We start from the raw sequence: 21,679 nt of genomic DNA, 5'->3' as shown, positions 1-21,679 counted from the left end.
AAAAATTAGGAATTGAATACCAACATTAATAAAAACTGTTATGAAGATTTCACACATTGAACATTTGGGTATTGCCGTAAAAAGCATAGAAGAAGCCCTTCCGTACTACGAAAATGTATTAGGTTTAAAATGCTACAACATTGAGACCGTAGAGGATCAAAAGGTAAGAACCGCTTTCTTGAAAGTCGGTGACGTGAAAATTGAATTGCTGGAACCGACTTCCCCCGAAAGTACCATCGCCAAATTCATCGAAAAGAATAACGGTAACGGCGGTATGCACCATTTAGCATTTGCTGTGGAAGACGGAGTAGCTAACGCACTCGCTGAAGTTGAAGAAAAAGGTATCCGCCTTATTGATAAAGCTCCCCGCAAAGGTGCTGAAGGTTTGAATATTGCATTCCTGCACCCGAAATCCACACTCGGTGTGCTGACAGAACTCTGCGAAAAAGGAGAATAAGCTTTGTGATTTAATAAATCATAAATAGGCAAACATAATTCTGAAATCATAAATCATAAATAAAGAATATGAGTAATCAACTTGAGAAAATTAAAGAGCTTATTGACCGCCGTGCAGCTGCACGCCTTGGCGGTGGTGAAAAGGCGATTGCAAAGCAACATGAGAAAGGTAAATATACAGCTCGCGAGCGTATAACTATGTTACTCGACGAAGGAAGTTTCGAAGAAATGGATATGTTCGTTGAGCACAGATGTACAAACTTCGGTATGGAAAAAAAACATTACCCCGGTGACGGTGTAGTTACAGGATGCGGTACTATCGGAGGTCGTCTGGTTTATATCTTTGCACAAGATTTCACTGTTTCTGCAGGTTCTTTGTCAGAAACCATGTCTCTGAAGATTTGCAAAATCATGGATCAGGCTATGAAAATGGGTGCTCCCTGTATCGGTATCAATGACTCCGGCGGTGCACGTATCCAAGAGGGTATCAACGCCCTGGCCGGTTATGCCGAGATTTTCCAACGTAATATTCTTGCTTCCGGCGTTATCCCGCAGATTTCCGGTATCTTTGGTCCTTGTGCCGGTGGCGCCGTATATTCTCCTGCTCTGACAGACTTTACGCTGATGATGGAAGGAACTTCCTATATGTTCCTTACCGGTCCGAAAGTTGTGAAAACTGTAACAGGTGAAGATGTCAGCCAAGAAAACCTGGGTGGCGCCAGTGTACACTCCACCAAATCAGGTGTAACTCATTTCACTGCACAAACCGAAGAAGAAGGTTTGGCCTTAATCCGCAAACTTTTGAGCTACATTCCGCAGAATAATCTGGAGGAAGCTCCGTATGTAGATTGTACAGACCCAATCGACCGCCTGGAAGATTCTTTGAACGACATTATCCCCGACAATCCGAACAAGCCTTACGATATGTATGAAGTAATCGGCGCTATTGTCGATAACGGTGAGTTCCTCGAAATCCAGAAAGATTATTCCAAAAATATCATTATCGGTTTTGCCCGCTTCAACGGACAATCGGTGGGTATCGTAGCCAACCAGCCTAAATACTTGGCGGGTGTACTCGACAGCAACGCTTCTCGCAAGGGTGCACGTTTCGTTCGTTTCTGCGACGCTTTCAATATTCCTATCGTATCTTTGGTAGACGTACCGGGCTTCCTTCCCGGAACAGGTCAGGAATACAACGGTGTCATCCTGCATGGCGCTAAACTGCTGTATGCTTACGGTGAGGCTACCGTTCCTAAGGTTACTATCACGTTGCGTAAGTCTTACGGCGGTTCACACATCGTGATGAGCTGTAAGCAGCTCCGCGGCGATATGAACTATGCATGGCCTACTGCAGAAATCGCCGTAATGGGTGGTGCAGGCGCTGTAGAAGTTCTGTATGCACGCGAAGCTAAAGAACAGGAAAACCCGGCTCAGTTCCTGGCAGAAAAAGAAGCAGAATACACCAAGTTATTTGCCAATCCTTACAATGCAGCCAAGTATGGTTATATCGATGATGTTATCGAACCGCGTAATACACGTTTCCGCATTATCCGTGCCCTGCAACAACTGCAAACCAAGAAATTGACCAACCCGGCCAAGAAGCATGGTAATATTCCTCTTTAAAAATTGAGAATTGAAAGTTGAGAATTAAAACATTAAAACTCAAATTTATGAATAAAACAAAAATCGGAATATTCCTTTCATTGATGCTGGTGCTGGGGTTCTGTTCTTCTTGCGGAGAGAAGAAGTCAAACTCTAAACTGCTGCTGAATGAAGTGCTTATCAACAACGAAAGCAATTTTCAGGATGACTACGGCGTACACAGCGCATGGATTGAAATATTCAACAAATCATACGGCAGTGCCGACCTTGCCGGTTGCTATCTGAAATTCAGCAGCCAGCCGGGCGATACCGCCACATATTTTATCCCGAAAGGTGATGTACTGACTTTGGTGAAACCTCGTCAGCACGCATTGTTCTGGGCAGACGGAGAACCTAATCGCGGAACGTTCCATACCAACTTCAAGCTGGACAGCGTGAATGCCAACTGGATAGGTTTGTATGACTCCGGAAAGAAATTGCTCGACCAGATTGTAGTACCTGCCGGCATATTAAAAGCCAACCAGTCCTACGCACGCGTCAGTGATGCCACTCCGGAATGGGAAGTAAAGGGTGGAAGCGATGACCAATACGTAACTCCAAGCACCAACAACAAGACCATTGACAGCAACGCTAAAATGGAAAAGTTCGAGGAACACGACAGCGTAGGTATCGGTATGGCCATTTCCGCCATGAGCGTAGTATTCTGCGGATTGATACTTCTCTATATTTCTTTCAAGATTGTAGGCAAGATTTCCGTCAACCTCAGCAAGCGCAATGCTATGCGGGTTAAGGGCATTACCGACAAAAAGGAAGCTAAAGAGAAGCAACTCGGAGAAGCTCCCGGTGAGATATTCGCCGCTATTTCTCTGGCCATGCACGAAATGCAAAGTGACGTACACGATGTGGAAGACACCGTACTTACTATTACTCGTGTAAAACGCAGCTACTCACCATGGAGTTCCAAGATTTATACACTGCGTGAAACTCCGAACAGAAAGTAAAGTTACCTTTTAATAAAGATAAAACGATGAAAGAATATAAATACAAAATCAACGGTAATGTATATAAAGTTACCATTGGAGATATCGAAGATAATATCGCTCATGTAGAAGTGAACGGCACTCCCTATAATGTTGAAATGGAGAAAGCTCCGAAAGTAGCGGTAAAACCGGTAGTGCGTCCTGTAAGCACAGCTCCGGCTGCTCCGGCTACTCCGGTAGTAAAACCGGCTGCCACCTCAACAGGCAAGTCAGGTGTAAAATCTCCGCTACCCGGTGTTATCCTTGACATCAAAGTCAACGTTGGTGATACAGTGAAGAAAGGCCAGGTTATCATCATCTTGGAAGCCATGAAGATGGAGAACAACATCAATGCCGACAAAGACGGTAAGATTACCGCTATTAATGTTAGTAAAGGAGAATCCGTACTCGAAGGTACTGACCTTGTAATTATTGAATAATATGGGAGAATTTATCACATTTTTAGGAAACAACCTTGCCGATTTCTGGACTTATACGGGTTTTGCCAATGCAACGGCAGGCCACGTGGTCATGATTCTGGTAGGTCTGTTCTTCATATACTTGGCTGTAGCCAAGGAATTTGAGCCGATGCTGCTGATTCCTATCGGTTTCGGTATGCTGATCGGTAATATTCCTTTCAACATGGAAGCCGGATTGAAAGTCGGTATCTATGAAGAAGGATCTGTACTTAACATTCTGTATCAAGGAGTGACTTCCGGTTGGTATCCGCCACTCATCTTCTTGGGCATCGGCGCTATGACGGACTTTTCCGCCCTAATCTCGAACCCCAAACTGATGTTGGTAGGTGCGGCCGCACAGTTCGGTATCTTCGGCGCATACATGACAGCTTTGGCTATCGGATTCGATCCGATGCAAGCCGGTGCTATCGGTATCATCGGTGGTGCTGACGGCCCGACAGCTATCTTCCTTTCGTCCAAACTGGCTCCTAACCTGATGGGTGCCATTGCGGTATCGGCTTATTCTTACATGGCATTGGTACCGGTAATCCAGCCGCCTATCATGCGTTTGTTGACCAACAAGCACGAACGTCTTATCCGTATGAAACCGCCGCGCGTTGTTTCACACACGGAAAAAGTAATGTTCCCTATTATCGGTCTGTTGCTTACTTGCTTCCTTGTTCCGTCCGGTCTGCCTTTGCTGGGTATGCTGTTTTTCGGTAACTTGCTAAAAGAAAGTGGAGTAACCCGTCGTTTGGCCAACACAGCCAGCGGTCCGCTGATTGATACTATCACTATCCTGCTCGGTCTGACTGTAGGTGCTTCCACACAAGCATCCGAATTCTTGACTACAGACTCATTATGGATTTTCGGTCTGGGTGCATTCTCATTTATCGTTGCAACAGCTTCCGGTGTAATCTTCGTGAAGATATTTAACATCTTCCTGAAGAAGGGCAATAAGATTAATCCGCTGATTGGTAATGCAGGTGTATCTGCAGTACCCGACTCTGCACGTATCTCACAGATAGTAGGTTTGGAATACGATCCGACAAACTATTTGCTGATGCATGCCATGGGTCCGAATGTAGCGGGCGTTATCGGTTCGGCAGTAGCTGCCGGTATATTGCTGGGATTCCTTATGTAAGCAGTGAAAACGTTTGCATAACCTGCATAAAGGATAATAGCGGAGAGGCGGCAGCCTTCTCCGCTATTTTTTTTAATTTAGCGCAGAAAATAACGAAAAACTAATATCATGAAAAAAGTATTCTTCATTTTGGGAACACTCCTACTATCCCTTAGCACGTATGCAGCCATGAACGTAAACAAAATCGATCCTCCGTTTTGGTATGCCGGAATGCAAAATCCCGAGCTTCAGCTAATGGTATATGGCGAAGGCATTGGCAATGCAGCGGTATCCGTCAATTATCCCGGTGTCTCACTGAGTAGCACAGTAAAGCTGGAAAGTAATAATTACTTGTTAGTCTATCTCAAACTGGATAAAGACGTGAAGCCCGGCAAAATGGCTCTGACCTTTACACAAGGCAAGAAAAAACTTATCAAGGAATATGAATTAAAGGCACGTGCCAAGAAAGGCTATGAACACAAAGGCTTCGATGCGTCCGATGCCCTTTACCTGCTGATGCCCGACCGCTTTGCCAACGGCAATCCGGAGAATGACCGGATTGCAGGTATGTCAGAGTACAAGGTAGACCGCAATGACCCGAACGCCCGTCATGGCGGCGACCTTGCCGGAATCGAACAAAACTTGGATTACTTTTCCGACTTGGGCGTAACCGCCCTCTGGTTCACTCCGGTATTGGAGAACAACATGGCAGGCGGTTCTTATCACGGCTATGCCACTACCGACTATTATAAGGTAGATCCTCGCTTCGGCACTAACGAAGAGTATAAGCAGCTCATTGAAAAGTCTCACGCGCGCGGCATAAAAATCGTAATGGACATGATTTTTAACCACTGCGGCGTAGAACATATATGGATAAAGGATATGCCCGGCAAAGACTGGTTCAACAATCCCGACCACGAAAACAACTTTGTACAGACCTCCTTCAAACTCACTCCCCACGTAGACCCGTACGCATCGAAATATGATTTCAGCCAAATGAACGACGGTTGGTTCGTGACCGCCATGCCCGACCTCAACCAGAAGAATCCGCATGTGTACCGTTATCTCGTCCAGAACAGTTTCTGGTGGATTGAGTATGCCAATATAGACGGTATCCGCATGGACACTTATCCGTATGCCGACTATGATGCCATGAGCAATTGGATGAAAGAGCTGAATGAAGAATACCCCAACTATAACACTGTAGGCGAGACATGGGTTACCGAACCTGCATATACCGCTTGGTGGCAGAAAGACTCCAAGTTATCCGCTCCCAGAAACAGTAACCTGAAAACTGTAATGGATTTCAGCTTCTTCGATAAAATCAATATCGCCAAAACGGAAGAGACGGAAACTTGGTTCAAAGGGCTGGATCGTGTGTATAACAGTTTCGTATACGACTTCCTATACCCGAATCCGGAATCGGTACTTGCTTTCATCGAGAATCACGACACCGACCGCTTCTTGGGTGAAGGCAATGACTTACCGATGCTGAAGCAAGCCTCTACCCTGCTGCTTACCACCCGCCGCATTCCACAATTATACTATGGAACGGAGATTATGATGAATGGTATAAAGAGCAAGAGTGACGGTTATGTTCGCAAAGACTTCCCCGGAGGCTGGGCCGATGATAAGGAAACCGCACTTACAGCCGCAGGCCGTAGTAAAGTTCAAAACGATTGCTACAACTTCTACAAAACAATACTGAACTGGCGCAAAGGAAACGACGTTATCGCCAAAGGCAGCATGACCCAGTTTATGGTACAGAACGGCGTATATGCCTATGCCCGCCAATACGAAGGCAAAACTGTTTTCGTGATGCTGAACGGTACAAATGCCGCAACGAGCGTGCCTTTGAAGTTCTATAAAGAGATACTGAAAGATGCCAAACAAGGAAAAGATATTCTAAGTGGCAGAACAATCGCCTTTGGAGAAGAGCTGAAGATGGAACCACGTGAATCGCTGGTTATCGAGTTGTAAGCACGGATAAATTGAAAGAAAGCCATAAACTTTCGTAAAGTTTGTGCAAAAAAAATAGGGAGTGCATATGAAGTGCACTCCCCTTTTTATAATCAGATAACTCTATTAGTCTAATTGAGCCAATTTGTTTTCTGAACCAAGCACGCTGATGATTTTGTGCTTGTAAAGTTTCTCCATGTTGTCGCGAGCCGGGCCCAGGTATTTACGCGGGTCAAATTCAGCCGGTTTTTCAGCGAACACCTTACGAACAGCTGCAGTCATAGCCAGACGAGAGTCTGAGTCGATGTTGATTTTGCAAACAGCAGACTTGGCAGCTTTACGCAATTGGTCTTCAGGAATACCGATAGCGGCTTCCAGCTTACCACCGAATTGATTGATAGTATCAACTTCTTCCTGAGGAACTGAAGAAGAACCGTGGAGTACGATAGGGAATCCCGGAAGTTTCTCCATTACAGCGTCCAATACGGCAAATTCCAAAGGAGGAGGAACCAGACGACCTGTAGCGGGATCTATGTGACATTGTTCGGGTTTGAACTTGTATGCACCGTGAGAAGTACCGATAGAGATAGCCAAAGAATCGCAACCTGTACGAGTAGCGAAATCAATAACTTCCTCAGGGTTAGTATATGTGTGGTGTTCGGCAGAAACTTCGTCTTCCACACCTGCCAATACGCCAAGTTCGCCTTCTACTGTAACATCGAATTGGTGAGCGTACTCAACAACTTTCTTTGTCAGAGCAACATTTTCTTCGTATGGAAGATGTGAACCGTCAATCATTACTGAGGAGAAACCGGAATCGATACAGCTCTTGCAAGTCTCGAAAGTATCTCCATGGTCAAGGTGAAGAACAATTTCAGGATGTTTACAGCCCAATTCCTTGGCATATTCTACAGCACCCTGAGCCATGTAACGCAACAAAGTAGCGTTAGCATACTGGCGGGCACCCTTAGAAACCTGAAGGATAACCGGAGACTTAGTCTCAACTGCAGCCTTGATGATAGCCTGCATCTGTTCCATGTTATTGAAGTTGAATGCAGGGATTGCATATCCACCCTTGATAGCGCGAGCAAACATTTCTTTTGTGTTTACAAGGCCTAAATCTTTGTAATTAACCATTTTGTTTAAAGTTTATTGTTAGTGAATCAAAATTCTACGCAAAAGTAAGCATTATCCTTTAAATAGAAGAACGAGAGAAGAATAAAATATCTCTATTTATCTGTCAAATCTATTCTATTTTAAAGCTATTGGCTTGAATTAACAGAAGATTGTAATCTCCATATTACAAAGTTTTTGCATCTGTCTGTTTATTCCTGCCTTTTGCGTTCTTACCTTCATAAACAAACGGGTCGGAAAGCAAGTTTGCTTTCCGACCCGTTATTTACACATTATTATATATTATTTCTTCAGATAGATAATCGTAGGCAGATGGTCGCTATAACCGTTCAGCCATGTACGCCCGCCATGAGTACGCAGGGGTGAACCTTTGTATTTGCCGTCTTGCCGGATTAAGTAGTCACGGATAAAGACTTCGTTATGATCGTAGCGTAATCCTTTTTTTGCCTTCACCAATGGCTTTGACAGTACAATCTGGTCGAATAAGTTCCATTTGCCGCGATAAAGCAACGTGCCCACTCCCTTATCTTCCAGTGTTTCCCACCACGGGTTATAGAACTGGTTGGACTTCATGCCCGATATGTACTTACGAGCCCCCAAAGTCCGCATACTCTCATCCATCGGGTCATCGTTCATATCTCCCATCACAAAGAGTTTCAGCTTCTTGTCCTCACGCAGCAAGGAGTCCGTCAAAGCCTTCACCTGCTTGGCGGCGTGCACACGTACCGGTGATTTCGCTCCGCGGGAAGGCCAGTGATTCACTATGAAACAGACGCGCTCACCCGCCATCCGGCCGTCTACAATCAGGAAGCCACGCGTCAGATGCACCGTATCCCCCTCGAAAGGAGTAGAAAGCACCAACTTGGAGTTGGTAACCGTAAACTGCTGCGGATCGTACAACAACGCACAATCGATGCCGCGTCTGTCGGGACCTTCATAATGAACAAACTTATAGTTGGATATGGCCGGCCGGCTGACGAGGTCCATCAGCGCCCTGCGGTTCTCAACTTCTGCCACACCAATTACCGCCGGACCTTCGGGAACCAGATTTCGCGACAACGAACTCAGTACTTTCGACAGATTATGCAACTTGGATTCGTATTTCTTGGCCGTCCACCGATAGCTGCCATCGGGCAAGAACTCACGGTCATTCTTACCTGCGTCATGGATAGTGTCAAACAGATTCTCAAGATTATAAAACGCTACACTGTACAGTTTGCGTTCTGTGTTCTGAGCTGCAAGTGTTGCAACGCAGAAGCAAAAAGAAAAGAATATAATCAGTTTTCTCATAGGTGATATGATATTAATCTCCTGCAAAAATCTAAAATAAAAAGCTATAAACCTATCAATTACCCGATTTTTTTTGCAAAAAACCTTTTTTCATTTCATAGAAAAGCATTATCTTTGCGCACTGAAAAAGACCATTACACTATTTATTACCAAAATAGTAACAGAATATAAATTAAAAAACAAATATTAAAATGAAAAAAGGTATTCATCCTGAAAATTACCGTCCGGTAGTATTTAAAGATATGTCAAACGGTGACGTGTTCTTGTCTCGTTCTACAGTAAATACCAAAGAGACTATCGAGTTCGAAGGCGAAACTTATCCGTTGGTAAAATTGGAAATCTCCAGCACTTCTCACCCGTTCTACACAGGTAAGTCTAAGTTGGTTGACACAGCCGGTCGCGTTGATAAGTTCATGAGCCGCTACGGTAACCGCAAGAAATAATCTGTTTTTTAAGAAACAGCAAAAAAGGGAGTCTGATACAGATTCCCTTTTTTATTATGCCGTTTAGTAAAACTCCGCCGACTATTTAGTAAATCATTGGCGGAGTTTTACTAAATCGTTGGTGGAGTTTTAGTAAATCGCCGGCAGAGTTTTACTAAAACGTCGGTAGGGTTTTAGTAATGCTATCAGACAAGGAGGATATATCAACTTCCTATACTTTTCCCCGGAACGGCGGACGTACCACCACCGCTTTCAGCTTGCGTCCGCGCATATCAATACAAATCTCCGTACCGACCTTGCTATATTCAGGCTTCACATACCCCATACCGATACCGATTTTACGGGTAGGCGACATTGTGCCCGAAGTAACCACGCCAATGGGAGCGCCTTCCGGGCTCTGCAACTCATAGCCATGACGGGGAATACCGCGGTCTACCATTTCAAAACCTACCAACTTGCGTACCGTACCCTCCGCTTTCTGTTTCTCCAGCACCGGACGATTAGTGAAATTCTTGCCTTCTACAAACTTGGTAATCCATCCCAGTCCGGCTTCGATAGGCGACGTGGTATCGTCCAAATCATTTCCATACAGGCAGAAGCCCATTTCAAGACGAAGCGTATCGCGGGCACCGAGTCCGATAGGCTTGATGCCAAATTCCGCGCCTGCCTCGAACACGGCATTCCATATCTTCATCGCCGCTTCCGGATAGAAGTAGAGTTCAAAACCACCTGCACCGGTATAGCCGGTATTGGAAATAATGACATCCGGTTCGCCTGCAAACTCACCGTGCGTAAAGGTATAATACGGGAGTTCGGAAAGGTTGACGGGAGTCAGTTTCTGCAATGCCTCGATAGCCTTCGGACCTTGTACGGCAAGCTGTGCCATGCGGTCGGAAGCATTCTCCAGTTCGGCGCCCTCCGTATTATGAGACACACACCAGTTCCAGTCCTTCTCTATATTGGAAGCATTGACAACCAACAGATACTTCTCCGGCTCATACTGATAGACGAGCAAGTCGTCCACAATACCGCCATCCTCATTGGGAAAGCAAGTGTACTGCACTTTACCGGGAGTAAGGGCTGCCACATTATTAGAAGTAACTTTCTGCAAAAAGTCCAAAGCGTGCGGACCCTTCACCCAAAATTCTCCCATATGGGAGACATCGAACACGCCTACACCTTGGCAAACGGTGAGATGCTCATCGATGATACCGGAATATTCGATAGGCATATTGTATCCCGCAAATTCGTGCATCTTAGCACCCAGCGAGATGTGTGTTTCTGTAAACGGAGTGGTTTTCATGGTAGGATTTATGATTTATAAATTATGATTGATGAGCAACGAGTTCGGCTATCTTGACGATAACCTTCATGGCTTTCTCCATATTCTGAACAGGCACGAACTCGTAGCGTCCGTGGAAATTCAGGCCACCGGCAAAGATATTGGGACAAGGCAGACCCTTGAACGAGAGTTGCGCACCGTCCGTACCGCCTCGAATGGCTTTTACACGAGGCTCTACGCCGACGGCTTCCATAGCTTTGAAAGCGGTGTCGATGATGTGCATTACCGGCTCAATCTTCTCGCGCATATTATAGTACTGGTCGTGCAGTTCGAGCACGGCTGTGCCTTCACCGTATTCGGCATTAATTTTGCGTACAAGATGTTCAAATTCCTTCTTGCGGCTCTCAAAACGGAGACGGTCGTGGTCGCGGATGATATAGGCTACAGTAGTCTGTTCCACTTCGCCCGTGATGCTGATGAGGTGGTAGAATCCCTCGTACCCCTCTGTATGCTCCGGCGTTTCGTGGCTGGGAAGCATGGAGATAAAACGGTTGGCAACACGAATAGAATTTATCATCTTATTCTTGGCATATCCCGGATGCACATTACGTCCCTTGAAAACAATCTTGGCAGAGGCGGCATTGAAGTTTTCAAACTCCAGCTCGCCCAGTTCACCGCCGTCCATGGTATAAGCCCATTCACAATCGAATTGCTCAACGTTGAACTTATGCGCTCCCAAACCGATTTCCTCATCGGGATTGAAACCTATGCGAATCTTACCATGCTTGATTTCAGGATGTTCTTTCAGGTAGGCCATTGCCGAAACAATCTCCGCAATACCGGCTTTATCATCGGCACCCAACAAAGTCTTTCCGTTGGTTACAATCAGGTCCTCTCCCTTATGGTCGAGCAACTCGGGGAAACGGGCAGTAGAAAGGACCACCTTCTCGTCCGCGCAAAGAACAATGTCCTTGCCATCGTAATTCTCTACAATACGCGGAGAAACATCCTTGCCACTCATATCGGGACTTGTATCCATGTGGGCTATGAAACCTACAACAGGCACAGCCTTATCTATATTGGCAGGAAGGGTGGCAAACAGATAACCGTTCTCATCCAGCGTAATCTCTTCCAGACCCAAAGTTTCCAATTCTTCTTTCAGGAACTTGGCAAATACCATTTGCCCCGGAGTACTTGGAGTTACCCCGCTCTCCTCATTCGATTGAGTATCGAAACTTACATACTTTAAAAAACGTTCTACTAAAGTCATATTAATAATGTGTTAAGGTGATGAGATGGCAGAGTGATAACGGGATATTACTTCATTATATAATGTAACTCACTTTATCGCCCTATCCCCTATCGTTTTTTTAATTGCCGTAAAGTTAAAAAAAGGGGCGTGAACTGCCAAGCAATTCACGCCCCTTTTTTATTCCTTAATAGCTGATTTGTCAATCAAAAGTGGCTGCTTCCGTCAAAACAATGGGTACAGAGTTTACATTTAGGCAGCCCGATAGCCTCAACCAACGTTTCCAGTGTATTGAACTTTAATGATGAAAGTCCGAAACGCTCGCGGATTACCTCCACCATTCTCTCATACTCCGGCGAACCGGTAGTGGCATATTTCTCAAGGTTTTTGTTTTCATCACCTTCCAACTCTTTGATGACACGACGGGTAATCAGTTCCAAATCTCCTTTGGATGCCGTGAAACCCACAAACGGACAACTATATATCAGCGGCGGACAGGCAATACGGATGTGAACTTCCTTAGCGCCATACTCGTAGAGCACCTTTACATTATCGCGCAACTGGGTTCCGCGCACTATGGAGTCGTCACAGAACAGAAGACGTTTGCCTTCCAGCATGGCACGGTTAGGAATAAGTTTCATCTTTGCCACCAACGAACGCATTTCTTGTCGGCTGGGAGTGAAGCTGCGCGGCCATGTCGGTGTATATTTTGAGATGGCACGATGATAGGGCACCCCTTTTCCTTCGGCATATCCCAACGCCATGCCCACACCAGAATCGGGAATACCGCAAGTGCAATCTACCTCCGAAGTATCGGTCTGTCCCATTTTCAACCCGGACGAGAAGCGTACATCTTCCACATTCTTTCCCTCATAACACGAAGTGGGGAAGCCGTAATAAACCCATAGGAAAGAACATATCTGCATCTCCTCATTGGGTTTGCGCATCTGCTCTATTCCATCGGCACGCAGGCGGACAATTTCGCCCGGTCCCAAATAGCGGTCTACCTCGTAACCCAAATTCGGGAAGCTGCTCGACTCACTGGTTGCAGCATAAGCCCCGTCTTTCTTGCCTATAACGACAGGAGTACGTCCCCAACGGTCGCGGGCAGCGATAATGCCGTCTTCCGTAAGAAGCAGCATGGAGCACGAACCTTTGATATGCTTGTATACATTTTCTATTCCTTCCACAAAGGTTTTTCCTTGTATCAGGAGCAGGGCTATAAGTTCTGTTTGATTGGTCTTGCCGGAGCTTAATTCGGCAAAGTGCATATTTTGTTCCAAGAGTTCGGCTTCCAATTCTTGCAGGTTCACAATCTTGGCAACCGTTACAATGGCAAAACGACCGAGATGGGAGTTCAATATAAGAGGCTGGGGATCTGTATCGCTGATGATTCCGATGCCAGAGTTCCCTTTGAATTTATCCAGCTCATCTTCAAATTTCGTACGGAAGTAGGTACTCTCCAAATTGTGGATAGAACGCTTAAACACCGCTTCTTCCTGATCGTAAGTAGCCATACCGCCACGCTTTGTCCCTAAGTGCGAATTATAATCTGTGCCGTAAAACAAATCTGCCACGCAACTTGCTTTGGCGACTGTTCCGAAAAAACCTCCCATAAGTTCCTTGTGTTATTAGTTATTTTATTAACGGGCGCAAAGGTACGAAGAAGTTTCCTTGTTAACGCCATTTTCTACCTCTAAAAATAATAAAAAGACTCCCCGCAGAACCAAAGTCCTGCGGGGAGCCAACCAATACCTAATCAGAAACTCTTTTTACCCTAACTATTTCCATTTCTTCACAACCTTTTTATCCGCTGGAGTAGCCTCAATCAGGCTCAGCGCAAAACCACCGCTGCGCGCTTCCTTAACGGACATTTTGGTTTTATTGGTCACAATACCTTTCTTTATCAGGTAAGAAGTAGGGTTTTCCTTGTAATCGGCATCCTTACCGTCAGCATACAGAATGGCCACATACTGCTTGCCCGGCGTCAAGAAATCGAGGGTAAAGTTTGCTGTACGGGCATTCTCATCTGTAATACCGCCTACAAACCAATTGTCAGTGCCTTTTGCCTTACGCGCTACGGTAATATAATCTCCCGGTTCCGCTTCAATATACTTGCTGTCATCCCAATCTACGGCTACATCCTTGATGAACTGGAATGCATCCATATGCTTCTCATAGTTCTCAACCAAGTCGGCAGCCATTTGCAACGGACTGTAAAGGGTGACATAAAGAGCCAGCTGCTTGGCAAGCGTTGTTTGTACTTGTCCATGAGGCAGGTCGCCCATAAAGTCCAACTTCGTATCGAAAATACCCGGAGTATAATCCATCGGGCCACCGATAAGGCGGTTGAACGGAAGTAATGTGGTGTGGAACGGTTTGCTGCCGCCAAAGGCTTCGTACTCAGTGCCGCGGGCAGATTCATTGCCAATCAGGTTTGGATAAGTACGGCACAAACCGGTAGGACGTACGGCTTCATGACCGTTGACGCAAATCTTATAGTCGGCAGCTTTCTTCACGGCGTAGAGATAGTGATTGTTCATCCACTGTCCGTAATGATGTTCGCCGCGCGGGATGATATCGCCTACATAACCGCTCTTCACAGCATTATAGCCATTGTCTACCATAAACTGGTACGCTTTGTCCATATGGCGTTCGTAGTTGCGAACGGAAGAAGAAGTTTCGTGGTGCATCATCAGCTTAACGCCTTTGCTTTTGGCATAAGCATTCAGCATCTTCACGTCAAAATCGGGATATGGAGTCACAAAGTCAAAAACATAATCTTTGGATTGTCCGAACCAGTCTTCCCAGCCTTCGTTCCAGCCTTCTACCAAAACCTGATCGAAACCGTTTGCGGCTGCAAAGTCTATGTATCTCTTCACATTCTCATTGTTGGCGCCATGACGTCCGTTGGGTTTTGTTTTGGAATAGTTCGTTTCGCCCAACTTAACGGAAGGAAGGTCGTCTGTATATGCCCAAGTGCTTTTACCGGCAATCATTTCCCACCATACACCTACATACTTCACCGGTTTAATCCAAGAAACATCTTCATAAGCGCAAGGCTCATTCAGGTTCAAAGTCAACTTGGAAGCAAGAATATCGCGCGCATCATCACTGACAATCACCGTACGCCACGGAGATTTACAGGGAGCTTGCATATAGCCCTTGTCACCTACTGCATCAGGAGTCAGCCAAGATTCAAAAATCAAGTTTTTATCATCCAGATTCAGATGCATACAAGAATAATCCACCAAGGCAGCTTCATGCAGGTTGATATACAGGCCGTCCTCAGTCTTCATTTGGAGGGAAGTCTGCACACCTGTCGGAGAAAACTGGGTTTGTGACGCATTGCCGGTAATCGCTTCCTTCATCAGTCCTCGAATCTCGGAAAGTTTGGACTCTGTAAAGTCATATTCCTGCGTATCATAATCACCCGGAATCCAGAATGCTTTATGGTCGCCCGCCATGGCAAACTGTGTCCGCTCTTCTTTAATCACAAAGTAATTCAGATTCTTCTGCAAAGGGAACTCATAACGGAAACCGAGGCCGTCATCAAACAAGCGGAAACGGATAATGATGTTACGGTTCTGCGCTTTCTGATTCAGTGTTACCGCCATTTCATTATAATGGTTGCGGATTTGTCTCACTTCACCCCACACAGGTTCCCATGTTTCATCGAAGGTAGACGTCCGGGTATCAGCCAAAGTGAATCCGTTCATCAGTCCCGGATCATTCTTCAGTTCCAAGCCCAATTTTGAAGGTTTAATAACGGCTTTTCCCTTATAAAAAAGCTCATAAACCGGTTCACCTTGAGGATTCACGGAAAAGTTCAATTGAAGTTGGCCGTTGGGAGAAGTGATGCCCTCGGCCATTGCTGCGCTACCCATGAAAAGGACTAGCAGGAAGCAGGTTAGTTTGATACAAATTGCTTTCATGTTTCTCATACTATGGTATTTTAATTAGTTATCGTACCGCAAATATAAGCAGGATAAGGATTTCTATCGGAAACAATCGGATAAAAATCGAATAATTCGCCAGAAAACGTTTGCATAAGAATGAAGGGTAATGCTACCCTTCATTCTTATTTCTATCCTTCTGTATCCTCAGAAAGTTGCCATGTTATCCCAAAGGATCTTCTTTCTCACCTTCATCGGGGATACCCGAATTGTCAGGTTCGCCGCTACCTCCATTGGTATAATCCGTATCGGGCACCGCCATTCTGGTAACGCTCATATTACCCAGCATCGTACTGAAAGCCTTTCCCGGAAAAAAGAGAATACGCTTACGAACGATATTACTTGCCGTAACACCCTCTTCCGTATCCGCGCTTTTTCCTGTAAAAGAAGGGCGGAAGAGTCCGAATTCGCCTAAGCGGACAGTCTTTCCATCGTCAATCTCTTCCGACATGATGTCTACAAGGCCGGTAGCCACCAAGTCCACCGTTTTTCTATGAATGCCGAGAATACGGCTCACTTTGGCACACAACTTACCAAAGTCCAACTCGCCCGACCCTACGGATTTGGCAACATACTTTACGTTTTTATCCTTGTCGAAACCGAATACACGTTTAGCTACTACATACTGAAGTCCCATAATTTTTAATATTTTAAAAGGTTTATATAATATAATAATGTAACAGGCCTGAGCCTTTATCTTTTTCAAGAAGCAGAAGTTTGCTGCGAGGCCTCAACAGTTCAGCATCTGTTTCTCAAATTCGATGTTGCAAAGTTAGGGCGAGAATGAAGGGAATACAAGAAAACGGCATCTACAACCGTTTTGGCTAAACACTTAAAACATAGAGAATTAAAAAGAAGGTATCTCTACAGGGCAAAAGAAACGTGAGTAAGGTTAAGGAAAGGGAAAGAAACGAATTCTACAATTTCAGCCTGAAAACTACTGATTATCAGCACAAGTTCTGAATGCAATCTCTACAATCGAGCATTGAAATTACTTAAAGGGGAATGCGTCAAAATGATGATTAACATATCATTCTATCATTCAGAAGGAAGCGAAGAAACCCTTCTCTTCATGCACACAAAAAAGGGAGTAGATTCTTCGCTACGCTCTGAATGACAGAATGGTATAAACTAATTATGCGTATTTACTTAATTGGTAAGTTTATATTTACAATACATTGAATTTATCGGGCACTTGAAACATCTGTTCTTACTACCCTGAAGCCGACATTGGCGTAGCCCTGCGTGCCCGTTCTTACAACATCCGATTTCTCGCTACGGCAATCATCACGGCTGGAGTCCCAACTGCCTCCTTTTATAATGTACGAACCGGCTGCATCTGTTGATGAAGTCCATTCCCAGCAATTGCCCCAAAAATCTATACCGCCACAAGCACCGGTTGTCTGATTGTAAGCATCCACTGCTGTCAGTCCGGATTCCACACGGTCAGCGTTCATAGTGACATCTTTAGGCATATGACCGGCGCCGAGTATCCACTCTTCATCGGTCGGAAGACGATATATATGGGCGTTGTCTTGAGTGGTAAGCCAGTCGCAATAAGCCGTGGCTTCGGCAATCGTAATGTTCACTACCGGATAGTTCTCCTCTCCTGCATTATAAACGAATCCGCCTTTGAAGGCTGCGTATTCGGCATTTGTCACAGGTGCATAACCTATGTAGGCATTCGGAGCCGATGCACCGCGCAGTACCATCCAAGCATCATTCGGGTCTTCGTCATTTCGAGGGTCGATGAGACGCAGAAACTGTTGCTCCAATCGAGTATCTCGATTTTCGACCATCTCATCCACAATACCCTGCATTTCTTCTACGAGGTCAGGAGTCTTAGCCTCCCTCTCCAATTCGCGAAGTTTGGCTTTCTTTCGCGCAACGACTTTATCATACCGTAATCCCATTTGATTCAAAAGAGCCTGCTTATTGTCCTCTGTCGGGCTCTGTTGGTACTGGCGGAGAAGTGCTGTGGTCGTGGCATCCAGTTCCGGACGTTCTTCTTCTACAAGCGGAGCATCCGGGTCGTCAAACTCCAACTCGCTTTCCAGCAAATCGTTCGGGGTTATATAAGCGGTTCGCTCTATCGTTTGATGCACACTGAAATAATGGGCCACCAAACCATCCTTGTAAATAGACAGCCTATAACCTCCATAAACGTCACAAGGCAAGGTCGATATATAATAATCCTTTCCGGGAGTAAAACCTGATTTATCCGAAGCACTGAAAGTTATGATGGAATTGGCGTTTTCTATCTTATCGGCTATCGGTTTTCCATGTTCATCCCATTTTATCCTGACCGTACCGGAAAGTGCATAACCATCAACGCTTTCAAGTTCAATGCCCGTTACACCCGACATTTGGAAGTTAAGCTTGATGCCACCGCAAACAGTCTGAAAATTCAGAGAGTTGGATGTGCTACGAGCCACTGCCACTACCGACTTTTCATCATATCCACTCTCATTTCCGGTTTGAGTGGCAGGTATGGTTACAGTTAAACTTTCATTATCCGAGGACACCTTGTTATCTGCCGGATATATACCAAACAAAGGATTATCATCAGTAAAAGTTCCTTCAATAGTACCTGACAGAATAGATGAACTACCGGCTTCCTGTGCCTGTACAGTAATAGTCTGTTCGTCATGAACCAGCATTATGGGGTCGCCTTCGTTCCAACTGCCATGAAGCCCGTCGGAAATAATGGCAGTAATACTCTCAGGATTTGAATCTTGTTCTTGTTCCTGTTCTTCTTCATCAGGAAATGCCGTATCATCATTCTGGCATGCATTCATTGCAGCCAAGAAGAGGAATGAAAGGCAATACAAATTAAAAGTTTTCAAAATCGTCTTCATAATTATTTATCGTTTTTGAGTTTTTGCCTTTTGAGAACGATGATACAGACGATCCATCATCTTTTTTTCCAATTCATATACACGCACAATCTGTTGTTGTGATAAGAACTTGCTATATTCCTCATAATACTTGTGCCGCAAGTCCAATATCTTTTGGCTATGGGCAAACCGCTCTTTAATGGCTTGTTCTGTTTCCGCATCCGTCCTGCCCGAGACCTCTCTCTTAGGCCGGGGGCCAAGTGCCCAAATCTCTTTTTGAAACCGGCAAAAGGTCTCAACAAACTTTTCTGAGGTAGTGCCGTCCATTGCCATTTCCTGTGCAATGTATTTAGCCTGTGTTTCGGCCAATTGTTCACGGGTCATACGTTGTCTGCTATCTTTTTGGGCGTAAGCACTTGCGCAAAAAGCGGTCATTGCCATAGCAAACAGAAGGATTCTAAAAATACTTTTCATGATTGATTTTTATTCGTTTATAAATAAGTCGTCCTGATAGACGGTAAACAGATAATTCTGGTCGGCTCTGCTCAATTGAGAGAATGCTTGTTCAAACGACTTAAAGTCAGTTGCCTTATGGCTATCCGGCAGAATATTGAAGACCAGTAACAACGCGATGCTTGCCGCCACAAGTCCGCCGGATATGGTGTACCACAGGCGATAGTTCCGTTGGGGCTTGGGTGGTGTCATTTCGTCTTTTATAGCCTCCCATACATTATTTTCAATATCGTCCAAGAAGTTTTCGGGCGCGGTATAGGGCATTCGTTTGCCTATGCGGTTGAAATCAAAATCTTTATTCATACGACTAACTGTTTAAATTCATATACTTGATAATCTTTTCTTTTGCAATATGGTAGTTTGATTTAGCACCATCTGCTGTTGAACCGATGATTCCGGCAATCTCATCATATCCCAAACCGTTATAGTATCGTAAGTTGAAAACCATTTGTTGTTTGGTTGGCAATGCCAGAATAGCCTGTTGCAACCTGACTGTTTCCAAATCACTGTAGTCTACATACTCATCAGCCAACAAACCATTAAGTTCAACCGGAGAATCATCCAATGACATCCGGTCATCACGTCGCCGGTCCAAAATACGCAGGGCCTCGTTGGTGGCAATTCTGTAAAGCCACGACCGAAAAGAGCATTCGCCTTTGAAACCGGACAGCGACCGGAATACCCGTACAAAATTTTCTTGTGTAGCATCCTGCGCATCTTCGTGAGCCACAACCAATCGCCGAATGTACCAATAGACCTCCTCCTTGTATTTCGCCATCAGACATCGGAATCCTGTTCCGGGGTCTTTGATTACCCTCGCGACCAATTCCCTATCATCCATTATTCCCATATACAACAAGCTCAAAGGTTACCGGATAATCAGCGGATGCACGGTTACGCATGATTGCAACAAGAACATGGCCGTAATACCTAAAGCTAAGAATCTCCAAATAGGTTTCATATACTATCCTTTTGTTATACATTATATATTGCACGTCCCCTTTTCGTGAAATCATCCGAATGGACGCTCTATATAAAAGACCTTGCAAAGAAATGAAAGTAAAATTGAATCAACGTTTTTTTGTATTTTTCTTGATGCCCTATAAGATTCTCCTGTTTTACTAAAACATCCCCGACGATTTACTAAATCTCCGGCAACGATTTACTAAATCTTCCCCATCGTTTTAGTAAATCTCTATTTGCTTCATAAAACCCGCCCGAAGATTGATTAAAATTCCCCTGCCTTCACTACCTTTGCAACCCGAAACATTCCTATAACAATCATTATGACTAAAATCCTGATAGCCATATTTCTTGGCGGCGGCACGGGCAGCGTATTGCGCTATTGCGTGCAAATGGCACTACACGAGCGGATAGTACCCTACTCCTTTCCTTGGGCTACGTTCGCCGTAAACATCATCGGAAGTTTTCTGATAGGATTGTTCTATGCCTTGTCCGCACGCTTCAACTTGTCTGCGGAAATGCGGATGTTGCTGACTACCGGTTTATGCGGCGGCTTCACCACCTTTTCCACATTCTCCAACGACGGATTGATTCTGATAAGACAAGGATTCTACGGACTGTTTGCCCTATATACCTTATTAAGTATTCTGTTGGGAATATTTGCGGCATTGGGCGGGAGTGTTTTAGGAAAAACCTTATAGAAAGACAGTTATGAGACCAAGTAAACCTTTCTGTATGCCGCCTGTACGGGTTGTTTCGCCCAGTCTCGAAAAACAGACCGAAAGTCCCAAATCACTCAAAGAGTGGTTTGGGACAGAAGAAACCGTCAGAGGATTATATTTTAACAAACAGGTAGAAGAATCAATCAATTGCTCTTATAAAAGTATCACCAATTGTACTTTCAGTCATGTACTATTCAACAATTGCCGGCTGAAAGCAACCCACTTTACAGATGTCCGTTTCGAGCATTGCGATTTATCCAATATATCATTTGCGGAAAGCTCCCTTTTTCGGGTAGAATTCATTTCTTGCAAACTGGTCGGAACGAATCTGCCCGAAACGATTCTGAATCATTGCAGGATGCAGGATTGCAATGCAAGATACCTCAATCTATCCATGAGTAAAATTAATCAGGCGGAATTTTCCACATGCGATTTGCGCAACAGCGACCTCAACGACTGCAAACTAACCTCCATCGCCTTTACCAACTGCGAGCTGGTGGAAGCTGAATTTTCACATACTCCGCTAAAGGGCATTGATTTGAGCGATTCGCATATCGAAGGCATACATCTCAATCTGCCGGACATACGGGGAGCCATCGTCAGTACCCACCAAGCCATGGACTTGACAAGTCTGTTGGGGCTTGTAATTAAAGACTGAGAACCTGAACAATTC

20 protein-coding genes are annotated in these 21,679 nt (G+C 45.0%); 9 read left to right on the top strand and 11 right to left on the bottom strand.

Going from position 1 to position 21,679, the window contains the following annotated elements:
- Positions 1–40 precede the first annotated feature (40 nt).
- From mce to KG118_RS12725, 6 genes are all read left to right on the top strand, one after another.
- Positions 41–457: a methylmalonyl-CoA epimerase gene (gene mce, locus KG118_RS12750; RefSeq protein ID WP_117710642.1), complete on the top strand. Its 417-nt coding sequence runs from the start codon at positions 41–43 to the stop codon at positions 455–457.
- Between the two features lie 68 nt (positions 458–525).
- Positions 526–2,079 (top strand): acyl-CoA carboxylase subunit beta, encoded by a 1,554-nt coding sequence (locus KG118_RS12745; RefSeq protein ID WP_117710643.1) that lies wholly within the window; start codon positions 526–528, stop codon positions 2,077–2,079.
- Between the two features lie 47 nt (positions 2,080–2,126).
- On the top strand, positions 2,127–3,059 hold the full coding sequence (locus KG118_RS12740) for an OadG family transporter subunit (protein ID WP_117710644.1): 933 nt from the start codon (positions 2,127–2,129) through the stop codon (positions 3,057–3,059).
- A 26-nt stretch (positions 3,060–3,085) separates the two neighbouring features.
- Positions 3,086–3,517 carry an acetyl-CoA carboxylase biotin carboxyl carrier protein gene (locus tag KG118_RS12735; RefSeq protein WP_117710645.1) on the top strand — a complete coding sequence of 144 codons (432 nt, stop codon included), beginning with the start codon at positions 3,086–3,088 and terminating at the stop codon, positions 3,515–3,517.
- A gap of 1 nt (position 3,518) precedes the next feature.
- Entirely contained in the window at positions 3,519–4,679 is a 1,161-nt protein-coding gene (locus KG118_RS12730) for a sodium ion-translocating decarboxylase subunit beta (RefSeq protein ID WP_117710646.1), read from the top strand.
- A 108-nt stretch (positions 4,680–4,787) separates the two neighbouring features.
- Positions 4,788–6,638, top strand: coding sequence for a glycoside hydrolase family 13 protein (locus KG118_RS12725; RefSeq protein WP_117710647.1), 1,851 nt, complete (start codon positions 4,788–4,790; stop codon positions 6,636–6,638).
- A gap of 105 nt (positions 6,639–6,743) precedes the next feature.
- On the opposite strand, the gene KG118_RS12720 is transcribed toward KG118_RS12725, so the two are convergent.
- On the bottom strand, positions 6,744–7,754 hold the full coding sequence (locus KG118_RS12720) for a class II fructose-bisphosphate aldolase (protein ID WP_117710648.1): 1,011 nt from the start codon (positions 7,752–7,754) through the stop codon (positions 6,744–6,746).
- 279 nt (positions 7,755–8,033) lie between these two features.
- Positions 8,034–9,041 carry an endonuclease/exonuclease/phosphatase family protein gene (locus KG118_RS12715; RefSeq protein WP_117710649.1) on the bottom strand — a complete coding sequence of 336 codons (1,008 nt, stop codon included), beginning with the start codon at positions 9,039–9,041 and terminating at the stop codon, positions 8,034–8,036.
- Between the two features lie 191 nt (positions 9,042–9,232).
- On the opposite strand from KG118_RS12715, the gene KG118_RS12710 reads away from it, so the two are divergent.
- Positions 9,233–9,484 (top strand): type B 50S ribosomal protein L31, encoded by a 252-nt coding sequence (locus tag KG118_RS12710; RefSeq protein WP_004289781.1) that lies wholly within the window; start codon positions 9,233–9,235, stop codon positions 9,482–9,484.
- 211 nt (positions 9,485–9,695) lie between these two features.
- On the opposite strand, the gene gcvT is transcribed toward KG118_RS12710, so the two are convergent.
- From gcvT to KG118_RS12665, 9 genes are all read right to left on the bottom strand, one after another.
- Positions 9,696–10,787: a glycine cleavage system aminomethyltransferase GcvT gene (gene gcvT / locus KG118_RS12705; protein ID WP_117710650.1), complete on the bottom strand. Its 1,092-nt coding sequence runs from the start codon at positions 10,785–10,787 to the stop codon at positions 9,696–9,698.
- A 22-nt stretch (positions 10,788–10,809) separates the two neighbouring features.
- On the bottom strand, positions 10,810–12,036 hold the full coding sequence (gene pepT / locus KG118_RS12700; RefSeq protein ID WP_117710651.1) for a peptidase T: 1,227 nt from the start codon (positions 12,034–12,036) through the stop codon (positions 10,810–10,812).
- Positions 12,037–12,221: 185 nt separating this feature from the next.
- The gene (locus KG118_RS12695; RefSeq protein WP_117710652.1) at positions 12,222–13,631 is read right to left on the bottom strand and encodes an amidophosphoribosyltransferase; all 1,410 of its coding nucleotides are present in this window, start codon (positions 13,629–13,631) and stop codon (positions 12,222–12,224) included.
- Between the two features lie 165 nt (positions 13,632–13,796).
- Positions 13,797–15,959 (bottom strand): glycoside hydrolase family 97 protein, encoded by a 2,163-nt coding sequence (locus KG118_RS12690; RefSeq protein WP_117710653.1) that lies wholly within the window; start codon positions 15,957–15,959, stop codon positions 13,797–13,799.
- A 175-nt stretch (positions 15,960–16,134) separates the two neighbouring features.
- Positions 16,135–16,608, bottom strand: coding sequence for an HU family DNA-binding protein (locus tag KG118_RS12685; RefSeq protein WP_117710654.1), 474 nt, complete (start codon positions 16,606–16,608; stop codon positions 16,135–16,137).
- A gap of 547 nt (positions 16,609–17,155) precedes the next feature.
- Complete coding sequence (locus KG118_RS12680; protein ID WP_117710655.1) at positions 17,156–18,829, bottom strand: formylglycine-generating enzyme family protein; 1,674 nt, start codon at positions 18,827–18,829, stop codon at positions 17,156–17,158.
- A gap of 6 nt (positions 18,830–18,835) precedes the next feature.
- Complete coding sequence (locus KG118_RS12675; protein WP_117710656.1) at positions 18,836–19,282, bottom strand: hypothetical protein; 447 nt, start codon at positions 19,280–19,282, stop codon at positions 18,836–18,838.
- 9 nt (positions 19,283–19,291) lie between these two features.
- Positions 19,292–19,624 carry a hypothetical protein gene (locus tag KG118_RS12670; protein ID WP_117710657.1) on the bottom strand — a complete coding sequence of 111 codons (333 nt, stop codon included), beginning with the start codon at positions 19,622–19,624 and terminating at the stop codon, positions 19,292–19,294.
- 4 nt (positions 19,625–19,628) lie between these two features.
- Positions 19,629–20,171, bottom strand: coding sequence for an RNA polymerase sigma factor (locus KG118_RS12665; RefSeq protein ID WP_117710658.1), 543 nt, complete (start codon positions 20,169–20,171; stop codon positions 19,629–19,631).
- 436 nt (positions 20,172–20,607) lie between these two features.
- Here KG118_RS12665 and crcB point away from each other — a divergent pair, with 436 nt between their 5' ends.
- On the top strand, positions 20,608–20,985 hold the full coding sequence (gene crcB / locus KG118_RS12660; protein WP_117710660.1) for a fluoride efflux transporter CrcB: 378 nt from the start codon (positions 20,608–20,610) through the stop codon (positions 20,983–20,985).
- A 10-nt stretch (positions 20,986–20,995) separates the two neighbouring features.
- Positions 20,996–21,664 carry a pentapeptide repeat-containing protein gene (locus KG118_RS12655; protein ID WP_117710661.1) on the top strand — a complete coding sequence of 223 codons (669 nt, stop codon included), beginning with the start codon at positions 20,996–20,998 and terminating at the stop codon, positions 21,662–21,664.
- The last annotated feature ends 15 nt before the right edge of the window (positions 21,665–21,679 follow it).

Origin of the sequence: Bacteroides propionicigenes, assembly GCF_018390535.1 — a bacterium.
In the GTDB taxonomy this organism is placed as follows: Bacteria; Bacteroidota; Bacteroidia; order Bacteroidales; family Bacteroidaceae; genus Bacteroides; species Bacteroides propionicigenes.
The sequence above is the reverse complement of the archived record's forward strand: the minus strand, read 5'-3'. Positions and strand labels throughout refer to the sequence as shown.

Bases quoted from the DNA above. Each gene is read 5' to 3' on its own strand.
- KG118_RS12675 (WP_117710656.1), bottom strand. From the start codon at position 19,282: ATGAAAAGTATTTTTAGAATCCTTCTGTTTGCTATGGCAATGACCGCT.
- mce (WP_117710642.1), top strand. From the start codon at position 41: ATGAAGATTTCACACATTGAACATTTGGGTATTGCCGTAAAAAGCATA.
- pepT (WP_117710651.1), bottom strand. From the start codon at position 12,036: ATGACTTTAGTAGAACGTTTTTTAAAGTATGTAAGTTTCGATACTCAA.
- KG118_RS12720 (WP_117710648.1), bottom strand. From the start codon at position 7,754: ATGGTTAATTACAAAGATTTAGGCCTTGTAAACACAAAAGAAATGTTT.
- KG118_RS12725 (WP_117710647.1), top strand. From the start codon at position 4,788: ATGAAAAAAGTATTCTTCATTTTGGGAACACTCCTACTATCCCTTAGC.
- KG118_RS12710 (WP_004289781.1), top strand. From the start codon at position 9,233: ATGAAAAAAGGTATTCATCCTGAAAATTACCGTCCGGTAGTATTTAAA.
- KG118_RS12730 (WP_117710646.1), top strand. From the start codon at position 3,519: ATGGGAGAATTTATCACATTTTTAGGAAACAACCTTGCCGATTTCTGG.
- KG118_RS12690 (WP_117710653.1), bottom strand. From the start codon at position 15,959: ATGAGAAACATGAAAGCAATTTGTATCAAACTAACCTGCTTCCTGCTA.
- KG118_RS12745 (WP_117710643.1), top strand. From the start codon at position 526: ATGAGTAATCAACTTGAGAAAATTAAAGAGCTTATTGACCGCCGTGCA.
- KG118_RS12735 (WP_117710645.1), top strand. From the start codon at position 3,086: ATGAAAGAATATAAATACAAAATCAACGGTAATGTATATAAAGTTACC.
- KG118_RS12740 (WP_117710644.1), top strand. From the start codon at position 2,127: ATGAATAAAACAAAAATCGGAATATTCCTTTCATTGATGCTGGTGCTG.
- KG118_RS12685 (WP_117710654.1), bottom strand. From the start codon at position 16,608: ATGGGACTTCAGTATGTAGTAGCTAAACGTGTATTCGGTTTCGACAAG.
- gcvT (WP_117710650.1), bottom strand. From the start codon at position 10,787: ATGAAAACCACTCCGTTTACAGAAACACACATCTCGCTGGGTGCTAAG.
- KG118_RS12715 (WP_117710649.1), bottom strand. From the start codon at position 9,041: ATGAGAAAACTGATTATATTCTTTTCTTTTTGCTTCTGCGTTGCAACA.
- KG118_RS12655 (WP_117710661.1), top strand. From the start codon at position 20,996: ATGAGACCAAGTAAACCTTTCTGTATGCCGCCTGTACGGGTTGTTTCG.
- KG118_RS12665 (WP_117710658.1), bottom strand. From the start codon at position 20,171: ATGGGAATAATGGATGATAGGGAATTGGTCGCGAGGGTAATCAAAGAC.
- KG118_RS12680 (WP_117710655.1), bottom strand. From the start codon at position 18,829: ATGAAGACGATTTTGAAAACTTTTAATTTGTATTGCCTTTCATTCCTC.
- KG118_RS12695 (WP_117710652.1), bottom strand. From the start codon at position 13,631: ATGGGAGGTTTTTTCGGAACAGTCGCCAAAGCAAGTTGCGTGGCAGAT.
- crcB (WP_117710660.1), top strand. From the start codon at position 20,608: ATGACTAAAATCCTGATAGCCATATTTCTTGGCGGCGGCACGGGCAGC.
- KG118_RS12670 (WP_117710657.1), bottom strand. From the start codon at position 19,624: ATGAATAAAGATTTTGATTTCAACCGCATAGGCAAACGAATGCCCTAT.